This window comes from Shewanella denitrificans OS217 (assembly GCF_000013765.1).
In the GTDB taxonomy this organism is placed as follows: domain Bacteria; phylum Pseudomonadota; class Gammaproteobacteria; order Enterobacterales; family Shewanellaceae; genus Shewanella; species Shewanella denitrificans.
Genome location: NC_007954.1, coordinates 872,407 through 896,002 on the forward strand (window position 1 = coordinate 872,407; position 23,596 = coordinate 896,002).

At 45.2% G+C, this 23,596-nt stretch carries 26 protein-coding genes; 7 read left to right on the forward strand and 19 right to left on the reverse strand.

The genetic code is table 11. From position 1 onward, the window contains the following. Positions 1-27 precede the first annotated feature (27 nt). The 7 genes from fliB to yjjX all read right to left on the reverse strand — a co-directional run bounded on the left by fliB (position 28) and on the right by yjjX (position 6,645). The gene (fliB, locus tag SDEN_RS03890; protein WP_011495205.1) at positions 28-1,206 is read right to left on the reverse strand and encodes a flagellin lysine-N-methylase; all 1,179 of its coding nucleotides are present in this window, start codon (positions 1,204-1,206) and stop codon (positions 28-30) included. A gap of 182 nt (positions 1,207-1,388) precedes the next feature. Continuing rightward, positions 1,389-2,564 carry a membrane dipeptidase gene (locus tag SDEN_RS03895; protein ID WP_011495206.1) on the reverse strand — a complete coding sequence of 392 codons (1,176 nt, stop codon included), beginning with the start codon at positions 2,562-2,564 and terminating at the stop codon, positions 1,389-1,391. 17 nt (positions 2,565-2,581) lie between these two features. Then, on the reverse strand, positions 2,582-3,025 hold the full coding sequence (locus tag SDEN_RS03900; RefSeq protein ID WP_011495207.1) for a SufE family protein: 444 nt from the start codon (positions 3,023-3,025) through the stop codon (positions 2,582-2,584). 79 nt (positions 3,026-3,104) lie between these two features. Then, complete coding sequence (locus SDEN_RS03905) at positions 3,105-4,367, reverse strand: cysteine desulfurase (protein WP_011495208.1); 1,263 nt, start codon at positions 4,365-4,367, stop codon at positions 3,105-3,107. 92 nt (positions 4,368-4,459) lie between these two features. Continuing rightward, positions 4,460-5,500, reverse strand: coding sequence for an NADP(H)-dependent aldo-keto reductase (locus SDEN_RS03910; RefSeq protein ID WP_011495209.1), 1,041 nt, complete (start codon positions 5,498-5,500; stop codon positions 4,460-4,462). Between the two features lie 103 nt (positions 5,501-5,603). Next, positions 5,604-6,116, reverse strand: coding sequence for a GNAT family N-acetyltransferase (locus SDEN_RS03915; RefSeq protein ID WP_011495210.1), 513 nt, complete (start codon positions 6,114-6,116; stop codon positions 5,604-5,606). Next, entirely contained in the window at positions 6,103-6,645 is a 543-nt protein-coding gene (gene yjjX / locus SDEN_RS03920) for an inosine/xanthosine triphosphatase (RefSeq protein ID WP_011495211.1), read from the reverse strand. The genes SDEN_RS03915 and yjjX overlap by 14 nt, the downstream gene beginning before the upstream one ends. Positions 6,646-7,064: 419 nt before the next feature. On the opposite strand from yjjX, the gene SDEN_RS03925 reads away from it, so the two are divergent. Further along, the gene (locus SDEN_RS03925) at positions 7,065-7,838 is read left to right on the forward strand and encodes a hypothetical protein (RefSeq protein ID WP_011495212.1); all 774 of its coding nucleotides are present in this window, start codon (positions 7,065-7,067) and stop codon (positions 7,836-7,838) included. Positions 7,839-8,021: 183 nt separating this feature from the next. Beyond that, positions 8,022-8,813 (forward strand): ribonuclease H family protein, encoded by a 792-nt coding sequence (locus SDEN_RS03930; RefSeq protein WP_011495213.1) that lies wholly within the window; start codon positions 8,022-8,024, stop codon positions 8,811-8,813. A gap of 61 nt (positions 8,814-8,874) precedes the next feature. Here SDEN_RS03930 and SDEN_RS03935 read toward each other — a convergent pair whose 3' ends face one another. Beyond that, the gene (locus tag SDEN_RS03935) at positions 8,875-9,471 is read right to left on the reverse strand and encodes an HAD family hydrolase (protein WP_041406032.1); all 597 of its coding nucleotides are present in this window, start codon (positions 9,469-9,471) and stop codon (positions 8,875-8,877) included. 222 nt (positions 9,472-9,693) lie between these two features. Here SDEN_RS03935 and SDEN_RS03940 point away from each other — a divergent pair, with 222 nt between their 5' ends. Beyond that, complete coding sequence (locus SDEN_RS03940; protein WP_011495215.1) at positions 9,694-10,833, forward strand: endonuclease/exonuclease/phosphatase family protein; 1,140 nt, start codon at positions 9,694-9,696, stop codon at positions 10,831-10,833. A 134-nt stretch (positions 10,834-10,967) separates the two neighbouring features. Here SDEN_RS03940 and SDEN_RS03945 read toward each other — a convergent pair whose 3' ends face one another. The 4 genes from SDEN_RS03945 to SDEN_RS03960 form a co-directional block, all read right to left on the reverse strand. After that, on the reverse strand, positions 10,968-11,423 hold the full coding sequence (locus SDEN_RS03945) for a DMT family transporter (RefSeq protein ID WP_011495216.1): 456 nt from the start codon (positions 11,421-11,423) through the stop codon (positions 10,968-10,970). Between the two features lie 99 nt (positions 11,424-11,522). Next, entirely contained in the window at positions 11,523-11,732 is a 210-nt protein-coding gene (locus SDEN_RS03950) for a tautomerase family protein (RefSeq protein WP_011495217.1), read from the reverse strand. Positions 11,733-11,774: 42 nt separating this feature from the next. After that, a complete protein-coding gene (locus tag SDEN_RS03955) occupies positions 11,775-12,158 on the reverse strand; it encodes a nuclear transport factor 2 family protein (RefSeq protein WP_011495218.1) in 384 nt (127 codons plus the stop codon). A 50-nt stretch (positions 12,159-12,208) separates the two neighbouring features. Continuing rightward, positions 12,209-12,805 carry a glutathione S-transferase family protein gene (locus SDEN_RS03960; RefSeq protein ID WP_011495219.1) on the reverse strand — a complete coding sequence of 199 codons (597 nt, stop codon included), beginning with the start codon at positions 12,803-12,805 and terminating at the stop codon, positions 12,209-12,211. A gap of 224 nt (positions 12,806-13,029) precedes the next feature. On the opposite strand from SDEN_RS03960, the gene SDEN_RS03965 reads away from it, so the two are divergent. Beyond that, complete coding sequence (locus SDEN_RS03965; protein ID WP_011495220.1) at positions 13,030-13,929, forward strand: LysR family transcriptional regulator; 900 nt, start codon at positions 13,030-13,032, stop codon at positions 13,927-13,929. Positions 13,930-13,941: 12 nt separating this feature from the next. On the opposite strand, the gene amt is transcribed toward SDEN_RS03965, so the two are convergent. Next, positions 13,942-15,876, reverse strand: coding sequence for an ammonium transporter (gene amt, locus SDEN_RS03970; RefSeq protein ID WP_011495221.1), 1,935 nt, complete (start codon positions 15,874-15,876; stop codon positions 13,942-13,944). A gap of 148 nt (positions 15,877-16,024) precedes the next feature. On the opposite strand from amt, the gene SDEN_RS03975 reads away from it, so the two are divergent. Beyond that, positions 16,025-16,420 carry an ACT domain-containing protein gene (locus tag SDEN_RS03975; protein WP_011495222.1) on the forward strand — a complete coding sequence of 132 codons (396 nt, stop codon included), beginning with the start codon at positions 16,025-16,027 and terminating at the stop codon, positions 16,418-16,420. A 12-nt stretch (positions 16,421-16,432) separates the two neighbouring features. Here the strand turns inward: SDEN_RS03975 and SDEN_RS03980 are convergent, their stop codons facing one another. Then, entirely contained in the window at positions 16,433-17,407 is a 975-nt protein-coding gene (locus tag SDEN_RS03980; protein ID WP_011495223.1) for a ketopantoate reductase family protein, read from the reverse strand. A 2-nt stretch (positions 17,408-17,409) separates the two neighbouring features. Beyond that, positions 17,410-17,790, reverse strand: coding sequence for a VanZ family protein (locus SDEN_RS03985; RefSeq protein WP_011495224.1), 381 nt, complete (start codon positions 17,788-17,790; stop codon positions 17,410-17,412). A gap of 170 nt (positions 17,791-17,960) precedes the next feature. On the opposite strand from SDEN_RS03985, the gene SDEN_RS03990 reads away from it, so the two are divergent. Continuing rightward, positions 17,961-18,446, forward strand: a complete 486-nt coding sequence (locus tag SDEN_RS03990; protein ID WP_011495225.1) for a YajQ family cyclic di-GMP-binding protein — start codon at positions 17,961-17,963, stop codon at positions 18,444-18,446. A 116-nt stretch (positions 18,447-18,562) separates the two neighbouring features. Here SDEN_RS03990 and SDEN_RS03995 read toward each other — a convergent pair whose 3' ends face one another. The 4 genes from SDEN_RS03995 to SDEN_RS04010 all read right to left on the reverse strand — a co-directional run bounded on the left by SDEN_RS03995 (position 18,563) and on the right by SDEN_RS04010 (position 22,208). After that, on the reverse strand, positions 18,563-19,960 hold the full coding sequence (locus SDEN_RS03995; RefSeq protein ID WP_011495226.1) for an AmpG family muropeptide MFS transporter: 1,398 nt from the start codon (positions 19,958-19,960) through the stop codon (positions 18,563-18,565). A gap of 185 nt (positions 19,961-20,145) precedes the next feature. After that, complete coding sequence (locus SDEN_RS04000) at positions 20,146-20,502, reverse strand: oxidase UstYa family protein (protein WP_041406034.1); 357 nt, start codon at positions 20,500-20,502, stop codon at positions 20,146-20,148. Between the two features lie 538 nt (positions 20,503-21,040). Further along, positions 21,041-21,625, reverse strand: a complete 585-nt coding sequence (locus SDEN_RS04005; protein WP_011495228.1) for a peptidylprolyl isomerase — start codon at positions 21,623-21,625, stop codon at positions 21,041-21,043. 16 nt (positions 21,626-21,641) lie between these two features. Next, entirely contained in the window at positions 21,642-22,208 is a 567-nt protein-coding gene (locus SDEN_RS04010; protein ID WP_041406035.1) for a YajG family lipoprotein, read from the reverse strand. Positions 22,209-22,484: 276 nt separating this feature from the next. On the opposite strand from SDEN_RS04010, the gene SDEN_RS04015 reads away from it, so the two are divergent. Then, the gene (locus SDEN_RS04015) at positions 22,485-23,510 is read left to right on the forward strand and encodes a DUF2804 domain-containing protein (protein ID WP_011495230.1); all 1,026 of its coding nucleotides are present in this window, start codon (positions 22,485-22,487) and stop codon (positions 23,508-23,510) included. The last annotated feature ends 86 nt before the right edge of the window (positions 23,511-23,596 follow it).

Genomic DNA, 23,596 nt, shown 5'->3' on the forward strand with positions numbered 1-23,596 from the left:
GCAAAAGTGTTGCTGTTTGCTTTAAGGTTAATTGGTTTTGAGTAACGTCATCACGGCAGAAATAGAATTCAAGCCACATTCTTCCACTAATTCTTCGAGACGTGCTACAAACGATGACCTATGCTGACGAATAACTTGATAAACTTGAAAGCACAATATGATTTCTCTTTGATTTATACCATTATTTTTTAGTGCCATGGCCGATAAATAGCAACGGATCATAAAACAGTCGATCGCCAATAGGATGAAGGATTGGCTCGGGGTTTGTGTTACAGGGCCAGGGAAGTGATTATGGAACAAGTAATACAAAATATAGCGCTCAAACACGTCAGGGTTTTCCTTCAAAGCAGGTTGCGCGACCTGGTTCCAAGCTTGGTTTATTAGGTCAATAGAGTAGTGATTATCTTCATTGCAGGCTTGCTCAATGGCTAGGTTTAATTCCCCAAATCTAGCTTTCCCACTTCTCGGGTTAATTTTGCATAACTCAGAATGTATGGTGACAAATAAATTAGCTTGAAGTTGACTCGCATAGGGCGTTTTTTCAAATTGTTGCGCCATTAATCCTGATTCCGCAAAGCGCTTGAGTTGATCGTGACGCTTATCGAGTTCTTCAATGGGTATTTGATATTGACTGGCATCTTCTGCTGTTTTTATCAACAAGCCAATGGCTAACAGTGCTAGCTCCCAGTCAAGGTTGGCGTTGATCAATAAATCTAAACTGTATTGATAACTTTTTTCGAGCCAGACAGGGCTAGGTTTAGCGGGTTTCTTATTGCCACCGTTATGGGATTGAAATTGAAAGGCATTAGGATCAAATAACACCAATCTCGCGGCTTCTGGGCAAGACAAGCTTAAACTTTGATATTTATCTTTACCTACTAAGGTATCTTTTTTGGGATAGGTTTTACAGGTATAGCTCAGAGCGGCTTCACCACCCACTTGGTGTATTTTACAGAGTTCTTCTTGGGTGAGAAAAGGGCAGGCACCTTGTTCATCGAGTTTAATCGAAGCCCAGTTCTCTTTACTTTCTTTAATTTCCACAAAGGCGATTTTGGCTAAATCAGCAAAAGCGGGATTGCTGATTGTATGTTTATAACTTTTTTTATCGAAGTACACGGTCCAATTCTTACAACAACTGTCTTCGCATGCAGGACCCACACAATTAAATTCAGTGACATAATTGGGCGTAATTATAAGATTATCCATGACTTAGCTCTTATTCGACAATTCATCTTAAGATAGCAATAAAAGTGAACGTTTTACAAGCATTTATCCACTAGTGCATTCGAGATATTTAGACTCGCTATGCTTGAATATATTCTAATGGTTCAGTAGTTTTATGGCTAAGATGTCTAAACTCTATGGCTAAAAGTTAGGCTCGCCCTCACTTAAAGCAGTACTGTCTTTAATACCCTTTGCCAGTTACCACCCATGAACCTGTCTCTGTCGGTGGATTTAAATCTGGCTTTGGCGAGGGCATCGTCGATACGGCTCATGCGATCAATATGATTAAGTTCAGGAATGACCACATGTTGAGGTTCGACCTCAAAACCTAGAACATTTTTTGCTCTTAAGCTGTCCCACCAATCTAAATATTCTTTCACGCCTTGGGAATTGTCATTATTGAGCGCGAGTAAATTTTCCTGGCCTCTAAGTGAAAAGTCATTGGCGATGGCGACGCAATCTACGCCGCCCACTCGGTTGATGTGCTCTAACTGACGAATATAATCATCAATACTGGGATTGGCCTTGGTGGTGAGCCAAAAGCTCATCATAAAGACACCAAACACGCCGCCGCTATCGCCGATGGCACGTATCACTTCATCTGGTGAGCAGCGGGCATGGTTGACAAACTTTCGCGCCGCGCCGTGGCTCTGCACTATGGGCGATTGGCTAGCTTTGGCCGTATCTAAGGCGGTTTGTGGGCTTGAATGACTCACATCTATCAATATATTGTGATGATTTAATGCTTCAATCAGCTGATGACCCGCAGGAGTGAGTGGCAGATCTAAGCTTTGAGTACCGTCATTATCCAGTGCGCCACCAGCAAATTGATTGCCATAATGATGGGTCAGTTGCAGTACCCTAAGACCTTGCTGGTGCAGGGTGCTGAGGTGTTGCCAGTTTGCTGAACTATTCACATTAGCTATGTCTTGTTCGACGCAGTCTGCCCCTTGTATTTGAAAATACACTGCGGTACGGGACGCTTGTTTGGCTTTGGCTATGTCGGTACCGGTTAAGCCCTGCAAATAGACTTCAGGGTTATCTTTGACTGTGTCAGCGGCCTGCTTGATACTCTTGATGCAAGCATCGAAGGTGCGTTTGTAATTTAATGTGCCATCGGCTTGAGTGAGGGTTTCTATGGCCGAAATGTCGGCGATGAAGGCATCGAGCTTTGAGGCGCGTACGTCACCGAGATCGCTCGGTAGAAAGGATAATCCATCCACATAAAGGCGCTGACTGGCGGCCCAGCTTGGGAGTGATGCCAAAGGACTCAGTAAACTGGCTGCACCAAGGCCTTTTAATAGGGTTCGGCGAGTGGGATTGTACTGAGAATTTATCATGGCGTTCCTTGTGATGGTTAAGAGGCTAAGGCTTTTATCTCACGGGCTAATGCTGTTAAGCCATTGGTTCTGGAGGGGCTCAATTGGCCACTTAATCCTAATTCATTAAAATACTTTTCAAGATCAAATGCTTGGATCTGTAATTGTGTTTTTCCTTGATTTTCCGCTAACAGTAATGCGATTAAACCCTTAACAATACGGGCGTCGCTATCTGCCAAGAAAAAATGTTGCCCTTGCCGCTCTAGATGATAAAGCCAGGCTTGACTCTCACAACCTTTCACTTGGGCGCTTTCTTGGCGCAGTGCTAAGGGCAGGGCGGTCAAATGTTTGCCTAGTAGCATTAACTGGCGGTATTTCTCTTGCCAATTGCTGGCGGACTTTATAAGGCTAATGCCTTGGCCGATTTCTTGCGGTAACTCATTGAATAAGCTATCACAGTCTTGAACATTTAGGTTACTCATTGATGGTAATTCCAGATAAAATCGTCAAACGTTAACTTAGGTTTCGGCTCACATTAACTTATTCTAGGTTAACCGAAGCTTAGAGCAACAAGGCTTTAACTTCTTTAAGTGCGGCAATAAATTGGTCTATGTCCCCTTGATGAGTATAAACCCCAATGGAGGCTCGACAGCAACCCTGAAGGCTTAAGCTGTGCATCAAGGGCATGGCGCAGTGATGGCCACAGCGCACTGCAACCCCTTGTTGGTCTAGTAAAATCCCCACATCCTGATGGTGCTCATTAGCAAGATTAAAGGCCACTGCACCCACATTGGTATTATTGTCAGTCTGCACACCGTAGAGGGAAATATCGCCTAATTGCAGTAGCTGTTGTTGCAGATATTGTAGCAACTGCTGCTCATGAATTTGCACTCGCTCGCGGGGCAAGCCTTCGATGAAATCGATAGCAGCCCCCAAACCTATGACTTCGGCGATGGGCGGTGTGCCTGCTTCTAATCTGTTGGGCAAATCACCGAACTGGGTTGCATCGAAGCTAACGGTTTTTATCATTTCACCGCCTGTCATCATGGGGAGCAGTCTATCTAATGCTTCAAAACGGCCGTATAAAATGCCGACCCCAGTGGGGCCATACATTTTATGGCCTGAGAAAACATAAAAATCACAATCCAGATCACTGACATCTACCGTCATATGGGCGATGGCTTGAGCGCCATCCACTAAGGTGAGCGCGCCCTGCTGTTTAGCCTTAGTGACTAAGTCCTTTACTGGGTTAAGCGTACCTAAAGCATTGGAGACATGGCATAGGGCAACGACTTTTGGCTTAAGTGCCAATAATTCATTATAGGCGGCCATATCTATATGGCAGTGTTCGTCCAAGGGAATTGGCTTGATAACAGCGCCGGTGCGCTTAGCCAATTCCTGCCAGGGGACAATATTGGCGTGATGAGCGGCGGTGTCGATGAGAATAATATCTCCAGTTGCCAGACAAGCGCTTAACCCATAGGCCACCATATTGATGGACTCTGTCGTGCCATGGGTGAAGATGATTTCATCAAATCGAGCCGCTTTTATAAATTGCCTTACTTTGTGACGCACCGCCTCGTACTGGGTCGTTGCCCTTGCTGAGAGAGTATGAGCCGCCCTGTGCACATTGGCATTATCTTGCTGATAAAAGTGCTGCATCGCATCTATGACAATTTGCGGTTTTTGGCTGGTGGCTGCGGTATCTAGGTAGCACAGCTTAGTATTCTCCAAGCGCTGGGACAGGGCGGGGAATTGCTTGCGTATATCCTCATGCCAGTTAATCATATTGGCGTTGGTTGCTGGATCCGATGCTGAGTTCATAAAGGCGTGTGTCTACATGATAAAGTAAAAAAGGCATCAAGATCTTCAGCTATCTGGATGCCCAATGCAAGGTTTGTGTGAATGATATTAACTTAAGGGCAGGGAAAGCGATAAAGGCTAGATAACTCATTAATGCGTGCGATTAGCTCGTTAGACAAGCTGAGTTTATGACTGTCGATGTTCTCTTTTAGTTGATGCAAGTCAGTGGCCCCTATGATGTTGGATGCGACAAATTTACGGCTATTAACGAAGGCTAATGCCATTTGCGCCGGTGACAGGCCAAACTCCCGCGCGAGATCCACATAAGCTTGGGTCGCCTCTAATGCCATAGGGGTACTGTTGTAACGGGCGAAACGTTTAAATACAGTGAGACGAGCCCCTTCGGGCCATTGGCCCTTTTCATACTTGCCTGTCAGCGCGCCAAAGGCCAGGGGCGAGTAAGCCAATAATGGCACTTCCTCCCTGTGGCTTATCTCTGCCATGGCAATTTCATAGCTACGATTGAGCAGGTTGTAGGGGTTTTGCACGCTGACGATGCGCGGCAAATCGTGCTTTTCAGCCAGCTTTAAATACTTCATAAACCCCCAGGGGGTTTCGTTAGAGATCCCTATGTAACGCACCTTGCCTTGGCGAACGATTTCACTTAACGCCTCTAAGGTATCTAAGATGGGGGTGTATTGTTCATCTGCTTGATGCTCATACATCATTTCGCCGAAGAAGTTAGTGTTACGATCGGGCCAATGCACCTGATACAGGTCTATGGTGTCGATTTGCAATCGGTTGAGGGAATCATCCACAGCTTGATGTATGTTGCGCCAATCCAGTGCCATATTGGGGCGAATATAGTCACCCTTTCCCCCAGGTGCGGCGACTTTAGTGGCGATAATCAGCTCATCTCGATTGCCTTGTGCTTTGAGATAACGCCCAAGTATGCGCTCAGTCTCTCCTTGGGTATCGGCTTTGGGCGGCACAGGGTACATTTCGGCGGTATCGATAAAGTTAACGCCTTGACCTATGGCGTAATCCAGTTGAGCGAACGCTTCTGCTTGGGTGTTTTGTTCTCCCCAGGTCATGGTACCTAGGCAAATTTTACTGACTTCAAGGCTTGAATGGGCAATGCGTTGATATTCCATTTATTTCTCCTATGGAATCGAGATAACTTCAGGCTAGCAAGCTTTGGTTAAGTTGCAAAGCGGCAGAAAGATAAACACTGAATGCGTGGTTAAAAAATAGCCACTACAGATGCAGTATCATGGCAATTTCACAGGCATCGTGACCGGTTTGCCCTAAGTGTTCACAGTGAGTAAAGCCAAGTTTCTCATAAAGCGCTAACGCCTCGACCAATACCGCGGTGGTCTCAAGATAGACGCTGCTATACCCTGCCATTTTTGCAAATTCAATGGCCTGAGCCGAGAGGGCTTTCGCCATACCCTGACCGCGAATGGCAGGGGTGAAATACATTTTCTGTAATTCACATATCTGTGGATGGCCTGCCAGTGGCGCTATGCCAGCGCCGCCGCACACCTTACCTTGGTATTCGATAACCCAATAGTGGGCATTATCATCTTGGTAGACAGTGCTTAAACTGTCTAAGGTCTTGTCGGCAACGCCGTAGCCCTTATCTGCGGTCAAGCCATATTGCGCCGATACAAGGCGGATAACCTCGGCAATGGCAGCATCATCATAGGGGCTTAAACTGCGGATGATAGGGGCATGAAAGTTTTGGCTATCCTGTTCAGAGCGTGTCATTGAAAAAATCCTGATTGATTAATGGCGCCATGGCGAGCACTAACGCCTGAGTATAATTACTTTCTCGACTGGCAAGTCCTTGGGTTAATAATCCAATAGCGCCGCCTTTTTGCTTGATATTATTAGTATTAAATAATCTGTCCATCACATGGCCTAGTTCCTCGCCAGCGACTAGGGCCTCATAGACCTTATTAGGCAAAGGCAGCTGCGCACTGCGGCCAATAGCTTGCTTATCCTGATGAAGAATAACCATGTAGGCAAATGTCGCCGCACCATAATCAAAGCTATCCACACCGCCCTCTATGGCCACATAAAAGTCGGCCTGTGCTTGCTGTTGGCAGTAAAGGGCGCGATTAATCGCACCTAAGCGGGTTTGGGCTTCTGTCATGGGCTGCTCTGGCACTAAGGAGGGGGCGTGCATACCTGAACATTGAATCATAGTCTCGGGGAAGTATTGCGCAATAGCTGTTTTGGCGGCATTAATTTTAACTGGATTGGTTGAACCGACTAAGATAGAGAGAGTTTGCATAAGTGTTAGGCCTAGATCCTTTTAGCATGATTTCAAAGCAATAGCTGGGTTATTACAGAGCGTTAAGCATGAGAACTTAAGTATGCCATTCTATTGGCAGATTAAAACTAGATTTTTATTAAGCGTCTATAACATGGCGAATTTGGCCATTTTTTGTTAGGTTAGGCCTATTGGTGAGATTAAGGTAAAGTGCATTTTTTATTATCATTTAAATACAATGCTTTGTGATTTAGTTGAACTTGGCCTGATATGTGCTTTTACTATTAATGTATGTTGAAAAATGACTCTTGATGTATGCATCTGGATATTTGCATAAAGCGTCAGTATTCGGGCCTAGCCTCTGTAACTAAGGTTAGGATAATAACCCAAAACTTAATAATCCCGCCTAAGAAGGGATAAGTAATTAAAGGAATAATCTCATGAATTTACGTTCAAAATTATTGGCAGTGGCTATTTTGACTGGGGTTGTGATCTACGGCCCTTCATTTGAGGTGCAAAGTCACCTCTCTCTATTTGGCGATGATTCAGAACTCATCTTGAGCGAGAAAAAACTCTCACTTAATGCCAGCTCGCTAACCAGCTTAAAGGCCGAAACCGGGGCGGGCAAGCTCGAAATCCAAGGGATTGAAGGCTTAAATGAGATTGAGCTGGTGGCCAGCATTTATGCTTATGATGACAGCAAGGTTGAATTAAGCCTTGATAGTCACAGCCAAAGAGCCGAGTTAATCGCTAAAATTCAACACAGCGGCATGAGCAATGAGTCTCCCTATATTGATCTCGTGCTTAACGTCCCTGCTATGATGATGTTAGACATTAAAGATGGTTCAGGCTCTATTAAGATTAACGGCGTAATGGCAGATATCGAGCTGGTAGATGGCTCTGGCAGTATCCAAATTGAGGGCGGCAAGAAGCTGGCAATCACGGATGGTTCTGGCTCCATTACGATTAAAGATACCACTGGCCCATTAGCCCTGACAGACGGTTCGGGCAGCATCAACCTTGAAAATATTGGCGGTAATGTGGCCATCGATGATGGTTCTGGCTCTATCAATGTGAAACAGGTTCAAGGATTGGTGGTGATTAACGATGGCTCTGGTAGCATTAATGTCACCCACGCCCAAGGGCTAACGGTTAAGAATGCCGGCTCTGGTAGCGTAAATTATTCTGATATCTCAGGCTCAGTGAATTTGTAATCTTCCTTGATATTTTCAGTGGGCATTTTAATTCACTGAAGGTCAGCCAAAGTCAAAATCGATGTCGACCTTATGTTGAATAAGTGTCGGCATTGGTGCTTTTGGGCTTGACTACTTTGTATTCATTCATTTTGTATTAATTTATTCAGTATTAACCCATTCAGTTATAAAGAGATAAGCGACATGGCAAAGAAGTATTACGTAGTCTGGTCTGGGCGTACCACGGGCATTTTCACCAGTTGGGATGAGACTAAACGCTCTGTAGATAAATTCCCTCAGGCCAAATACAAGTCATTCACTACAGAAGCTGAGGCGAAGGCGGCGTTTGCCAAATCAGCCGCTGCCAGTATTGGCACCGGATCTAACACTGTGTCAAAAGGTAGTGTTTCAAAAAGCACTGTTGCAAGTCCGTCAGCAAGTCAAAGCAGTGCTAAGTCGAAACACAATGAGCTTGAAAGCCTTGATATCGTGATTTACACCGATGGTGGTTGTGAACCTAATCCTGGTGAAGCAGGCTCTGGTCTGGCTCTTTATCATAAGGGGCAGCTCACTGAGCTTTGGTATGGGCTTTATCATCCAAAAGGCACTAACAATACCGCAGAGTTAAACGCCCTTTACCAAGCCTTATTGATCGCTAAAACCAAGCTTGATGCCGGGCATAAGGTGCAAATTTTTAGTGATTCCCAATATAGTATTAAGTGCATCAGCGAATGGGCCTATGGTTGGAAAGCCAAGGGCTGGAGCCGAAAAGGCGGCGAGATAGCTAATCTTGACATCATCAAGTTGGCTCATGGGGTGTTTGACGAGCTCAAAGATACGCTAAAGCTTGAACATGTGGCAGCCCACGTGGGCATAGAAGGCAACGAACTCGCCGATAGGATGTCAATTCTAGCTATAACAGAGAAAAATCCTGCATTTGTAAAGTATGACAAACCACTGGATCTTAAAGCGATTTTATCCCTGCGTGCAGGCTAAACCCAAAGTGCAACGGGTGTTGAATGGAGTACTAACGGCACATAAATGGCTAGCGATTACGTTATCTAGCCTGAGTGAGCAAGACGGTTAACTCAGCCAAATGGCTTATCACTAAATCCGCTTGGTGTTGATAGTCTTTGCTGTGACCATGATTGATAAAGCAGCTTTGCATGCCTGCATTGTGCGCCGCTTGAATATCATAAAGATAATCACCCACATAGAGGAGCGAGGCCGGCTCAAGCTGCCACAGCTCGGCGATGGCAAGTAAGGCATCGGGGGCAGGCTTTGGTGGATAATCTTCACGGGTCAGCACCAGTTGAACGGGAATACGGGTATTGCTGATTTTCACTGTGCTGGCGACTTGACTGTTGCGGGTGACAATAGCGCTGGGTAGCCTAGCGCTTTCTAGGGCATCAAACAGGGGTGTCATGCCAGCCATAGGCTTTGCACTTTGGGCATCTTGATACTCGTGGCGGGCAATAATTTTATTGGCTTGCACTTGAGCTTTTGGGCAGGTTAACTGCGCCACGAACACTAATAAGTCTTGCTGCTGCGGGCAGTTCAGTTCTTCTCGGATGAGCCTGAAGTCTAGGCTCGAGGTCACTAAGGTGCCATCGAGATCAAAAATAATGCCTTTGAGGCTTAAAACGTCTATCAAGGTTAATCTCGAGCTAGAATAATGATAGCTACAGATTAGCAAAGCCATTTGTGAATGCCTAGCCTATGTTCTTGTTGAGGCAATTTCATAAGTTTGAAAATAGTGACTATAGAGTGGGGAAATCGCGGTAAACAGTGGTGAAAAATGGTAAACAGTGGCCAAACGCCGTCAAATTAACCCTAAGCTTGCCGTCATGAAGAAGGTCTTAAATAAGAGAGAAATATGTCATCCCTTGAGGCTAGTCAAATCCGTATTGCCAGTATCAATCTGTTTAATTTTATTGCACCGCCCGATGCCTATTATGATTTTGAAAACATCTATAGCCAAGATCAATGGGCTAAAAAGCTCGCTTGGTTTAAGGCGTTTTTTGAAGAAAACCCAGCCGATGTCGTAGGCTTTCAAGAAGTCTTCAGTCCAGATGAATTGCAATCCTTAATGGCCTCTTTGGGCTACCCTCATTTTGCTGTGCTCGACTCCGCTGAGCTGATTGGCGACTACGTTTATAAAAGCCCTGTGGTTGCCTTGGCATCGCGCTTCCCCATAGTGGAAATGGCGTTAGTCACCCCCGCGCCGCAGCTGTGCCAGCATATTGGTGTGTTGGCCGACTTTAGTTTCAGTCGAAAGCCCCTACGCGCCACCTTAGCCTTGCCACAAATTGGCCTCTGTGACGTGTATGTGGTGCACCTTAAATCCAAACGCAGCGATCTCGGTCAGGGAAGTGAGCTGGTAACCGATTTGAATGGCGGCGCCGATCTGATGGCTCGCCAAGCCTTGGGACGAGTAGCCTCCAATTTACAAAGGGCCACAGAAGCCGCGTTATTATTTCATCAAATTATGTTGCGCCGGCAAAATAGCTCCCAACCTGTAATATTGCTGGGGGACTTTAACGACAGCCTATCGAGCTCGGCATTGGAGGCGTTTAAGGTCACCCCTAAACAAATTTATCGCGCCGATATAGAAGATAAAGCCTTAAAGGCCATGTTTGAAGCACAATTGACTCAGGCGTTAAACCATTTCTGTCTGTTCGACAGCTATGACTTGCATCGTCACAGCGTTAAGCTGAATCAAAATCTGCTCCAAGATGAGTTTGAATCTAGTGCGAGTGATGCAGACCAAGAGATAAGCCCTAGCCTAAAGCTAGACTCATGGCAGCGGGCATCGACCCATTATTTTGGCAATACAGGTTCAGTGTTGGACTACATTCTAGTGTCCAGTGAATTTGATGCCAGTCAAAATGCGAGCCTTGCTGAAGTGGTCAATTACCAAACGTTCGATCGTCACTTAGTGCGCCCAGATTATGAAAGAGACAATATGAGCACAGATCATGCTCCCGTGATGATGACCCTAGCGGTGAGACGCTAGTTGATTATCATCACTGGGCTGTTGCTATAGATGAAGCGACTGTGGACAAAGAGACTGTGGTCAAAGTGACTATGACTGAAGTGACTATGACTGAATTGACTGAGAGTAAGCAAAGAAGAGATACTCACAGCGCCTTAAAAACGCCGCACAGTTAAGAATACACCCAATATCATCAAGCCAAGCCCGATGAGGCGAGTGGTAGACATGGAATAGCGTATCGCGCCGAAGAAGCCGTAATGGTCTATCACAGAAGTTGAGATTAACTGGCCAAGCAAGACTAGGCATACCGCATTGCCTATGCCAAATTTAGGCCCAACCCAAGTAATGCTTAGAATATAAAATATAACGAACAGACCACCAGAAAAGAACAATATTGGGATGGGGCCTTGAATGGTGGCTCTTGGGATGCCGGTAATTAATAGGTAGATAAGCGAAACCGTACCGCCGACCATAAACAATATGCTGGTGGCTAAGGCTGGGCTGTTTAATTTAGTACCTAAGCCTGCATTTAGTGCTGCCATCACAGGGATCCCTATGCCCGCAGCGCACATCAATAAGCCATAAAATATCGGTTGTTGGAATAGGGTCATGATCTCGGCTCCTTGTTTTTTCGTGTCGCTCTTGTGCATCTGAGTCGCAATTGCGCACCTCTGGCACGGGTGCCAAAGGTTCACAGCAACTACTGGTGTTTACGTTTGTGATGCTCGCTTACGCAGTTCAGTGACTTGATCGAACCCTATGCCCCAGTTGTCGGTGCTGACCTCCTCAATAACAACGAAAGTCGTGGCTGGGTTTTTATTTAACACTTTCACCATAAGCTCAGTGCAGCCCCTGATAATGGCCTGTTTTTGTTCATTACTGACACCTTCATCGGTAATTTTTACATTGATATATGGCATGATGTTATCCTCTGATTTCGCTTGTGAATGTAAAATCGACTGCTATTGTCGTGTCTGCGCAATATCGCTATACATCTTGTTCACGATTCGCCATTGGCCTTGCTCTTTTAACAGCCCGAGAAAGTCCACATAGTTAAAATCAAACAAAGGGCATTTCACTTTCACCATGGCCTGATCTTGCACTAGATCTATGGCTAAGATCTCAAAGGCAAAGGCGCTGCCTTGCTCGAAAGGCGTGGGCCTCTGGTCAACGTCTAAGAGCCACTCAGCTAATGAGCGCCTAACCCCAGGTGCTTTTAGCCAGGCATCTTGGTGAAATAGGCCGCTAAGTTTAGCCACATCACCGTGATACAGGCCTTCGAAATAGCCTTGGACGACAGCAGTGATGGTGGAGAAATCGCTGCATTGACTCGTCGTTTGTTTCATCTTTTTCTCCCGAACTCATGCTATTAGGCAGATAATAAAGCTTAGGCTGCTTAGGCTGCTTGGGCTTTGATGGCGGTTTGAAAGCTTGGCATAGCTTGCACGGCACTTAGCATGCTGCGGGTTCGCTCACCAAACAGGATATCGATGGGAAATGAGCCACTCCAGCGGGAATAAACACTTAGCATAATATCCGCAGCTGACGGTGCATCTCCCCCTAGAAAAGGCTTGTCTGCTAATTGCTGTTCCACCACGGCCCATAATTGATTAATGCTATTGGCTGCGGCAGTAAACGCCATCAATTTGGCTTTTGGGTCTCTGATGTGCTGGGCGATAAAGAACAGCTTAGAGTAGGCTGGATGCATGGTTGCATTGGCAAACATTATGTCTTGTACTGCCTGCAAACGAGCATGTTTCTCTTCAGGGAATAGCGGGCTTTTATGGGTATTGAGAATATGCAGCATGATGGCTGCCCCTTCAGTCATCACCTTAGCGTCATGGACTAATACAGGCACAGTCCCAGTGGGGTTAAGCGAATTAAAATCTTCACTTTCTTGCTTGTTTATAATGCTTATCTCTTGCCCCAATTCCAGTAAAACAACATGGGTGGCAAGTGAGCAGGCGTCTTTTAAATAGTAGAGCTGGTACATGGCATTCTCCAACAGGGTAAAATAGTGTGAGGTTAATCGGCATTTAAGCTGTGCTTAGTGCGATAAGAGAATGTTAGTCTTAATATTTGTTTCCATATATAGTGCTTATTAATAAGTCGTGTTTCCATTTAGGAAACAATGTGTGGGTTGAAAAACACAAAATGCCAAGCATTGGCAAATCATATTGGCCACCATTGTTTATAGGTTCTTAAGAGGAGATAGAGGTGGATAAACTACGTGGGATGCAACTCTTTGTCCGCTTAGCCGATTTAGGCAGTTTTACTCGCGTCGCCGAGCAAACCAATAGCTCTAAATCCATGGTAAGTAAGGAAATCAGCCGATTAGAGGCCGACTTAGGCGCCCGTTTATTGCATCGTTCTACCCGAAATGTGCAATTAACCCCTGTGGGGGAAGGTTACTTAGTGCGTGCTAGAGAGATACTGGCAAAACTTGCTGACGCCGAGAGCTTTGCCCAAGATCAGCAGTTGAATTTACGGGGAAAGCTTAAAATAAATGCCCCTATGGCCCTGGGCATTACCGACTTGTCTAGCCTATTTGCCGATTTCATGCAGGCCCACCCAGAGATAGAACTCGACATTCACTTAGGGGATGAAAGCATTGATCTGGTAGAGCAAGGGTTTGATCTTGGTTTTCGCGCCTCGAGTACCCCCATAGATTCTAATTATGTGGGCAGAGCGCTAACGGCTTTTACCTATCGAGTTTGTGCCTCTCCTGACTACCTAAAACAGCACCCTAGTATTGATTCACCTGAAGATCTGCAAGCGCATAACTGTTTTGTATACAGCTATTTTCATGGAAAAAATATCTGGCCAATTGAAGATGGGGTGGCAGTGAAAGGCAATTTACAGGTGAATAGCACCCTATTTATGATGGAGTCGATTAAGAAGGGCCTTGGACTCGGCTTTATTCCTGATTTTGTCTGTCAGCAGGCAATCGACAGCGGCCAAGTGGTTGAAGTATTAGCCGATGCAAAAAAACCTAAGCTCACGCTCTATGCCTTATATCCAGCGCGACATTTTGTCCCAGCCAAGTTAGTAGAATGCATTGAATATTTAACTCTTTGGTTTGCTAATAAAAAATTACTCCAAATGCATAAGCGCTAAGATAGAGGGTATTTACTTTTTAGTCTGCTCATGGGCTTCATCTATGATGACTGCTTTAACGCCATTTCGCCCCGCTTGCTTGGCGCTGTACAAAGCATCATCGGCGCACTGGTAGAGATAAGCCTGATCAAGACTATCGTAGCGTTCTGGCGTTAAAGTGGCGATACCGATACTGACGGTGACATAAGGCATGATGGGCGAACTGAGATGAGGAATTTCCAGTGCTTTAAGGCGAATATTAATGTCATTGGCGATTTTTTCTCCTGCCTCGCTGTCAGTATCGGGCAGCAATATGGCAAATTCTTCGCCGCCGACCCTAGCGCAGCAATCTGCTGGCCGCTTTGCGGTTGAGGCTAGAACTAATGCGACTTGTTGCAGGCATTGATCGCCTCTAGGGTGGCCATAATGATCGTTATACAATTTGAAATGATCTATATCTATGAGTAACAAGCTAAAGGGCTTTTTCTCCCGCCGCATTCTGAGCCATTCACTGTCGTAACATTCATCGAATCCTAAGCGGTTATTTAAACGTGTCAAATGATCCGTTTTCGCCAGTCGAGACAATCTATGGCTATTGATGTCAGCCTGCCTTTGTTGCAAATTGATGACCTCTAAAAAGGCATTGTACTCGGCTTCAATCAGGCCTATATCGGAAAAAAAGTCTACCGAAACAGCTTGCTTATTTTTGTGACTGTTTTTATTTTTCCGCATTTGTTTGAGAAAGTTAAAGGTTTCACTTTTTAAGCCAAATTCGCCAAAATTTAGCCCGAGTATTTCCACTCGCGGTGAGACTCTTAAAGGATAAACGCGGTTTAATAATCGAATTAACATATAAGGTAACCCAAAGGCAAATATCCCGCAGGTCACCACGCCCAATAGCTGAATTAAAAATTGATCGACACGACTGTTACCAGCAATAAAGTATTGGCCATCGGCAAAGATAGCTAGGGCTAATGTGCCCCAAATACCCCCGATGAGATGCACTGGCACTACACTGACGACATCATCGATTTTGCATTTTTCTAGCAATATGGTTGCGAAAAAACTGAGGGCGCCCGAGATCCCCCCTATGGTCGCGGCATCAATGGAGCTGATGCTGTTGGCGCTGGCTGTGATGGCAACTAAACCCGCCAAGACGCCATTAAGTACAAAGCGTATGCTCAATAAGGACTGTTGCCAAATACAGATTAGCAGCACCACAAAACCACCGAAGGTGCCCCCGAGGGCAGTATTGACAAATACACTGGAAAGCATGTCATCAATTTTGCCGTAACTGCCACCGTTAAAACCGAACCAACCGAGAAATAACAAGAAAGTGCCTAAGGCTGTCAGGGGTAAATTATCCCCAAAAATCTGATTAACTCCGTGTTTGTTATTAAATCGTCCAAGGCGGGGACCAATAATGAGGACGCACGCTAACGCCATCCAACCACCGACCGAATGCACCACAGTGGCGCCAGCAAAATCGATGAAACCTAATTGCTCTAACCATCCCGGCGTACTAGTTTCACTGCCAAGAATTCGCCCTCCCCAGGCCCAGTGGCCAAAGAGGGGGTAGATAAGCGAAGCGGCTAACAAGGTGACTAAGATATAACCGGTAAAGCGCATGCGTTCGGCCACGGCCCCTGAGATGATGGTGGCTGATGTACAGCAAAACATTAATTGAAATAGAAAAAAGCTGGTTTCATGAGAGTTGGTTGTAGTGGAGTAGAAGAAACCATTAGCTCCTACTATCCCGTCGATAGAATTACCGTACATGAGCGCATAGCCAAAGGCCCAATAGCAGACTGCGCAGACACAAAAATCAGAGACATTTTTAAGGGCAACATTCACACTGTTTTTGTTGCGTACATTGCCGCTTTCGAAACAGGTAAAGCCTGCCTGCATAATCAATACCAAGCAAGCGCAGAGCAAGATCCAAAGGTTGAGCAAGAAACTTTCAGACATGACTAAGCCTTAAGAATATGAACTTAGTTAAGGTTAGTTAAAATATTGAAGCGCTGTGATATTTTTTGTTTGAATTGAAAAGCGTGAGATGCTTTGATTGTTATTTAATGTGATTGCTAATTAATGTTACAGGTATTAGGGGAATAGCATGAGTGGTATTACTGAATTAGCCCAATTATTGGCCTCGATGAAACCTGAGCTTAGCCAGGATGAGTTTGTGTTTTGTAGCATGAATGGCACGCTCGAAGCCTATGTGCATTTGGCCCCCTTGGCAACATTTAGTGAGGAAGAAGGTTTGACCTTAGTGCTCACAAAATCTGCAGCTAGCGGAGCAGGTTTAGCATTCGAGCAGTGTTTTAAACGGATAACCTTAACCGTGCATTCGAGCTTAGATGCGGTGGGGTTAACGGCTGCTGTTGCCACTAAATTGACTTCAAAAGGCATCAGCGCCAATGTGATTGCCGCCTATTATCACGATCATATTTTTGTTCCAAGTGCTAAGGCTGAGCAGGCCCTATTAGCACTTGAAGAGTTAAGTGCTTAAAGAGTTTAGCGTTTAATCCTGAGCTTCAAGTGATTTGATGCTGGCAAGTATAGCGTGGTGCAAAGGCGTTTTCAGGCCATACTCTTGGGCACATTGGCTCACGTAGCCATTGATTTGTGCTATTTCCGTAGGCCTATGATGAGTAATGTCTTGGTACATGGAAGAGTAGTTTTGCGCCGTGAGATGAATAACCTGATTAACCTTTTCAAGCAGATTATCCAACTCAAGCTTAACCCCTTGGGCCTTAGCCACAGGAATGAGCTCGAGTAATAACTGGCTTATGGTGTCTTGATGTTGAGGTGCAGCTAGCGCGCCATTTTGGCATTGATGGATGGCGGTAAGTGGATTGATGGCACAATTGATGGCAAGCTTTTGCCATAGACTAGTGATAATGTCATCTTGCCAATGGCTATCGGGAATGGCATCCAACAGCAAGGCGCGATAATTGTCGTTAATAACGGCGCCAAAGCCATGTCCAAGCTGAGTTAACCCTGTTCCTGTATGCTTAATCTGCCATTGTGATAGCCGCATCGCCCCTTGTGATGTGGTGCCTAAACTCAACCCCATTGCAGGATGTTGAGCAAGCAGAACACTTAATGCTAAGTGAGGCCCCATGCCATTATGCAGTAATAGAATGTGACAATCGGCTCTGAGCTTTGCCAGTAATGGCGTGAGTAACGCCACCACCTGATAAGCCTTAGTGGTGACAATCAAGAGGCGAATATGAGCTAGGTGTTCAGCCGTGAGATTAGTCGTGATTAGGCTTGGGTATTGATGTGTAACACTATCAGGCACGCAGCTTGTTGCACTTGCGTCCATAAGGGGCTGGCATGTCAGAGTTTGCGGGCCACTGACGTCACGGGTTAATAACAGTACCTTGGCCGCTTTTGCTGTTAATTGATGGCAAATTAGCTGGCCGACAGCGCCGACACCGAGTACGGCGATATTCGCTGTGTTTTGGAGAACGTCCTCGGCAGAGGGGGTCATCCTTAGTTGTCCGCGCCTTTGGATTTAGCGGCTTTACTATTGATGCTTGCCTTGTATCTGTGTCTGAGCCAACTGATAAGGAAGAAGGCGGCAACCCCTGCAAGATCCGCCGCCACATCGCCCATGGAGGCACTGCGGTAAGGCAAATGAGACTGTACCACCTCAATTAGGATGGCATAACAGGCTAAAATCCCCACCATAGTGAACCAGCGCGGCCTGAAGGCTAAGTGAGTCAGCATGGCCAATGAAAAGAAACTGCCAAAATGGCCGACCTTATCCATGTGAGCAAAAGACTGAGAATAAGTGGGTTTTGAGAAGACCAAATAACTGATGACGATGACGGCAGCAGCTAATGCCAGCTTGAAAAATAATTTATACGTCATAACGTCAACTATCTAAACAGCCTGTTAGGGATAAAGTGTGCGCCAATCATAGAAAAACCATCGGCTAATGTCACCTAAATACCGATAAATATTGTTTTATTCTTAAGGTAGGCTGCCACTTTTTCGTGACGATGGTAAACTTGAACAAAAATATCGAAGGAGCAACAGCTATGCCATCTATGGATATCGTTTCTGAAGTCAACGAAGAAGAATTACGTAACGCGGTCGAGAACTCTCGCAGAGAGCTAAGTAGTCGTTTCGATTTCAGGGGCAAAGAAGCCGAGATAGAGCACAAGGAATTCATTGTGACACTTAAGGCAGAAGATGATTTTCAGTGTCGTCAATTGGTGGATATCCTGCGTATTCAACTGAGTAAGCGCGATGTGGATCCCTCTTCCATGGAAGTGGATGATAAAGCCATTCACAGCGGCAAGACCTTTTCTTTGAAAGTGAGCTTCAAGCAAGGCATAGATAGTCTAGTGGCGAAGAAGTTAGTCAAGCAAATTAAAGACAGCAAGCTTAAAGTTCAGGCTGCAATCCAAGGTGATACAGTGCGAGTTACCGGCAAGAAACGTGATGATTTACAAGCCGTGATGCGCCTTGCTAAAGAATCTGAACTGGGTCAGCCATTTCAGTTTAATAACTTTAGAGATTGATAGTCCACTCACCACTTTAAAAGTGGGCTGGAACATTTGTCGGCGTTTAAAAAAGAGCAAACCTAGGTTTGCTCTTTTTATGCTTTACTCAACTACTCAACTACTCAACTACTCAACTACTCAACGTCAGCTTTTGCTTCCTTGGCTGCAAGTGCGGCAATTTGGCCATTCTTTCGCTGCAACAAGGCGATCAAGATTAACACGGGCAAGCCTATGATACTGGCGGCGATAAAGAAGTTTACATAGCCAAAAGCATCCACATATTCCCCTGAAAATCCTGCAATAAATTTAGGGAATAGCAACATAATCGATGAAAGCAGTGCGTACTGGGTGGCGCTATAGCCCGAGCTTGTCAGGCTTGAAAGGTAAGCAATAAAGGCCGCGGTGGCGATACCTGCGCTGAAGTTATCGATGGAAATCACTAAGGTTAGCAAAGTCACGTCATAACCGACCACAGCTTGCCAGGCGAACAATAAATTGGTTAGCGCCACCAGTAAGGCACCTAGGAAAAGAATTTTTATGGTGCCATAGCGAGCTAATAGTACCCCGCCAAATGCCGCGCCCACTAAGGTCATGATTAACCCATAAACTTTACTGATAAAGGCGATTTCTTCCTTGCTAAATCCCATGTCTACATAAAACACATTAGCCATGATCCCCATGACAATATCTGAAATGCGATAACATGAAATCAGCAATAAAATCAGTATGGCGCTCTTGCCGTAGCGTTTAAAAAAGTCCAAAAATGGCAGTACGCTAGCAGTGTAAACCCATGACATTGCCGCCGCGACAGGTTTGGGGTAATTTTCGCTTAAGCTTTGCCTCATGGCATCTTCAGTGGCATCGGCTTCCTTGGTATCCACCACAGGTTCTCGGCTGAAAAGAGTGGTGAGTATACCAACCCCCATTAAGGCCGCCATAATGGTGTAGGCTGTCTGCCAGGCTTCAAGGTTGTAGCTGTCATCGCCAGGTTGCACCCAAGCGGCTATGGTGAGCGCACCTGCGGTGGCAACTATCATGGCACTGCGATAGCCCACTTGATAAGCGGCGGCGAGTGCGGCTTGCATTTTCTCTGGGGCAGACTCGATTCTAAACGCGTCGATGACAATATCTTGAGTGGCCGAGGCGAAAGCCAGCATCAAGGCGAACAGAACGAGCTTGTCTAAATCTTCTAAGGGATCGCTAACCGACATGCCCAAAATCGCCAGTACCAGTAATATTTGCGCCAACAGCATCCAAGCGCGGCGCCTGCCTAGCCAGCGGGTGAGCAAAGGCAAGGACATTCTGTCTACTAAGGGGGACCAGACCCATTTGAAGGCATAGGCTAAGGCAATCCAGCTGAAATAGCCGATAGCAGCCCTATCGACGCCTGCTTCTCGCAGCCAAAAGCTCAAGGTTGAAAAGACCAGCATGAGCGGTAAGCCAGCGGAGAAGCCAAGTAACAGTAAGATAAGCACACGTTTATGATAATAAACACGCAGGGCATCGATGGAGGCACTAATAAATTGAGTCATATCGGAAGGGGACTGATGCGCTAAGGTAACAAGGCCCTTAGCTTAAGGGGGCTGGCGAAATGGTTCAAGCCTTGAAACAGCTTAAGTTGCGGTTATTATCTTTATTATCCAATTCTTGGATAATAAAAAGGATATGAGCCGCTAAAGCGTCATATCCTAGGGGATCGTCAATAGTACAAGCTGATTTAAGGGCGTACTCCGACACAATTTAACGGCATTTCACCGCCTAAATTGATGTAATCACAACACTCGTTGACTTGCTGTCTGAGGTATTGATTGCCACGTATCATCATTTCTGACCAAGTATCGAAACAATGTAATAGATGCCAAAAGACTTTTTCTGTGTCGGTTTCGGTATTCGTTTGAATGGCTGTGAGCTCAGTGAATTGTGATTGATGTGCATAGTTAACGCATTGCCACTCTTCTAGTACATCCCACATATAGAGTTTGACCTCTTCATAGTCTAACTGGTTGTCTAGAAAAGCTTTACCGTAGTAAGCCAGTTGGGGGGCCTTGGTTTCGATAAAATCGTTTGGCGTTATCATGTCTACATCCTTGATAGTTGTTATTGTTTTAGGATCAACAATAGTAAAGGTCTGTAAAACTCAAAACGACGCATCTTAACGCTTACTTCTCTTCTTGTGGTCACAAGCTAATTAGCATGACTAAACAAGGCTCTAACCCAAGTGGGTTAGGGGATCGAAGCGTAAAAAGAGCGCGTCTACAACTGAGTATAGCTGCTCATCGGTATAAATACTCAATATAACAGCTAAGGAAAGAAAAATTTATAAGCCTTTAAATAACAGATAGATAAGTAACAACACGCTGCTTTTGTCAGCTCATAAATTGAACACTCAATTAATTTAGCTGAGATTGAACTGGCATGCAACAAAAGTTAAACCATTCTCATTAATATTTTTGTGGCATTGAGGTTTGCAAGTAAAAGTGAGTGTGCTTCATTGTGAGTACAAACTTAAGGGGAAGACTTTTTGCTTGCAAAATGTTTCAGCTAACCCGCGCGATAACGGGCTAGCTGAGCCATAAACATCAGTGGGTTAACGGTTAATAAGTAAAAAAACCTTACTGGCGCGGAAGCAATTTGGCGCTGTTCAATATAATTGGCGTCACGGGAACATCGGGCCAATTGAGCTTAGTATTGTGTTGGGTTTCCACTAAGGCCATGGCTTCCAGTATTTGTATGCCTTCAACCACCTCACCGAAAACGGCGTAACCCCAACGGCGTTTTGATGGATCCAGTTTCTTGTTGTCAGCCACATTGAAGTAGAACTGGCTATTGGCTGAATGAGGTTCGTTATCACGAGCCATAGCGATAGTGCCTAAGGAGTTAGATAAACCATTACCTGACTCGTTCACAATAAAATCAGCCACGGGTATTTCGACTAATTTTGGCGTGATCCCGCCACCTTGCACCACGAAATCGGCAATGACTCTATGGAACAAGGTATTGTTGTAGCTGCCTTTGACCACATAGGTAAGGAAATTATCAACGGTGATCGGTGCGCGGGTGCGATCTAGCTCGACCACAATTTTGCCCATGCTGGTATCAAATTCGACTTTAGGGTACAAGGTGTCTGGTTGAATATCTATGGCCTGTGCGCTGAAGCTGAGTACTAACGCGACTGCTAGGCTTATCCATTTGTACATGGCTGAATCCTTTAAGTTATTGTTGTAAAAACTGATGCAGTTCAGGATCGTTCAAGATCTGCTGATTTAATTCAGCCAGTAGCTTGTTAAACTCAAGCTCTAAGGTGGCAAAGTCTGGACTAAAAGCACCTTCGTTTGTGCCACGAACATTATAATTCTTAGTCAAGGTTTTGTGGGCATTCTTAGCCAGTGCTGTGATGCTGATGCGGGTCTTAGTGTCATAACCAAAAGTGGTATCTATAACATCCGTTTGAACATGAGCGACTTGGAATTGCAGCGAATTGGTTGCGGCAGGATCAATTTGATAGCCAGATTGCGTCATTCCTTGGCGATAGAGTTGGTTCAGTTGTTTGGCAATGGGTTCGCCTAAGGATACTGCGCGGATGATTTTCCCTTCTTCAATAAAGCGTACCACAGCGGCATCTTTACGGGCATCCACAGTATTTAACATCAGTGAAACTACTGAGTCCGTTTGTTGGCTCACTTGCGGTAATGTGGGGTTAAGGGAGATATGAGTGGGGGCTTTACTGGCGCAGCCAGACAATAAGAATAGGGCAATAAATAGCGAAGTGATTGATTTCATAAGTTCTACTGAGTCAAAAATTGTGGCATCAGAATACCAGAAATTCACCATCTTGCCAGTTTTGACCATCAAGGTTAACGACTTTTCATCTGTGGGTGTACTGCGAAACTTAAAGGATGAACTTATATATTCATATATTGTTAATCAATGTTTTTCATCATATTTTTTCCTAAGTGTCTCTGCTATTTAGGGGCGGAAAGCACAATAAGTTCATTGACATTTAGGGCTAATACTTTAAGTTATTGCCAACTTGTTACATCTTAACTTGGACCCTATATGCAGCCCCTGTTGCCTCAACTCGCTCCTGCTAACCTTATTAATGCCGAAGGACAGGCTCATTATGGTCAGTTTGACGGTATTCCTGAGTCCTTAGGGGTTAAGCAATTTATCTATTTTGATGAAATGGATAAGCGTGCATCTTGGATTAAAAAGCATCTTGATTACAAACAGTTCCAGTTTGTTAACATTATCACTCCTAGGTATATTATTGGCGTCGCAATCGCGGGTATTCGCTATGTAGGTAGCAGTTTTTGCTATCTTTATGACATCGAAAAAAACCAGCTGACCGAGATAAAGTGCTTAAAGCCTTTTTCCATGGGCTACAAGATGGCAGCTTCCCCTAAATTTGGCTCCACTAAGATAAAGTTTGCTAAGAATCGAATCGAATTCACTCTGCATGAAGGGGTGTGGCAGTTAAGAATAGACTCTGTCGATATACAAGCTGAGTTGAGCCTGACGCCGCCGCCATTGAGTCTACCCATGAGCTTGTGCTCGCCCACAGGCTACAGTGGTTGGACATACACCCAAAAACACAATGCCTTATCTGTTCACGGCAAATTAACTATCAAGGATGAGCCGCAGCCGCTCAATCTAGCCTTAGCCAGTTACGATTTTTCAGCAGGCTTTATGCGCCGTGAAACCAGCTGGCGCTGGGCCAGCATCAATGCGCAGCTGCCTCAAGGAAAGCTTGGGCTTAATTTGGCTGCTGGAGTCAATGAAACGGGCAATAATGAGAACGTCATGTGGATCAATGGCGAGCGTCATTTCCTTGGGCCTGCTAACTTTGATTTCAATCGGCAACTTAGCCCAGATTATTGGCAGATAAACACCTTAGATGGCAGGGTCGACCTCACCTTTAGGGCGCTTAATTGCCGAAAAGAGAAAATAAACTTAGGCTTTCTTAAGAGCAATTTCAGGCAAAATATTGGCTATTTCAGTGGCGATATCATAGATGGCAATGGGGTGAAGTATCACCTAAGCAATCATCTGGGGCTAACTGAAGATCACTTTGCCAAATGGTAGTCAGGCCATTGGCAGTAGAAAAGATGATGCTCATGAGTCACAGCACTGCCTTAAACTAAGAACAATAAACAATCACCATTAACAAC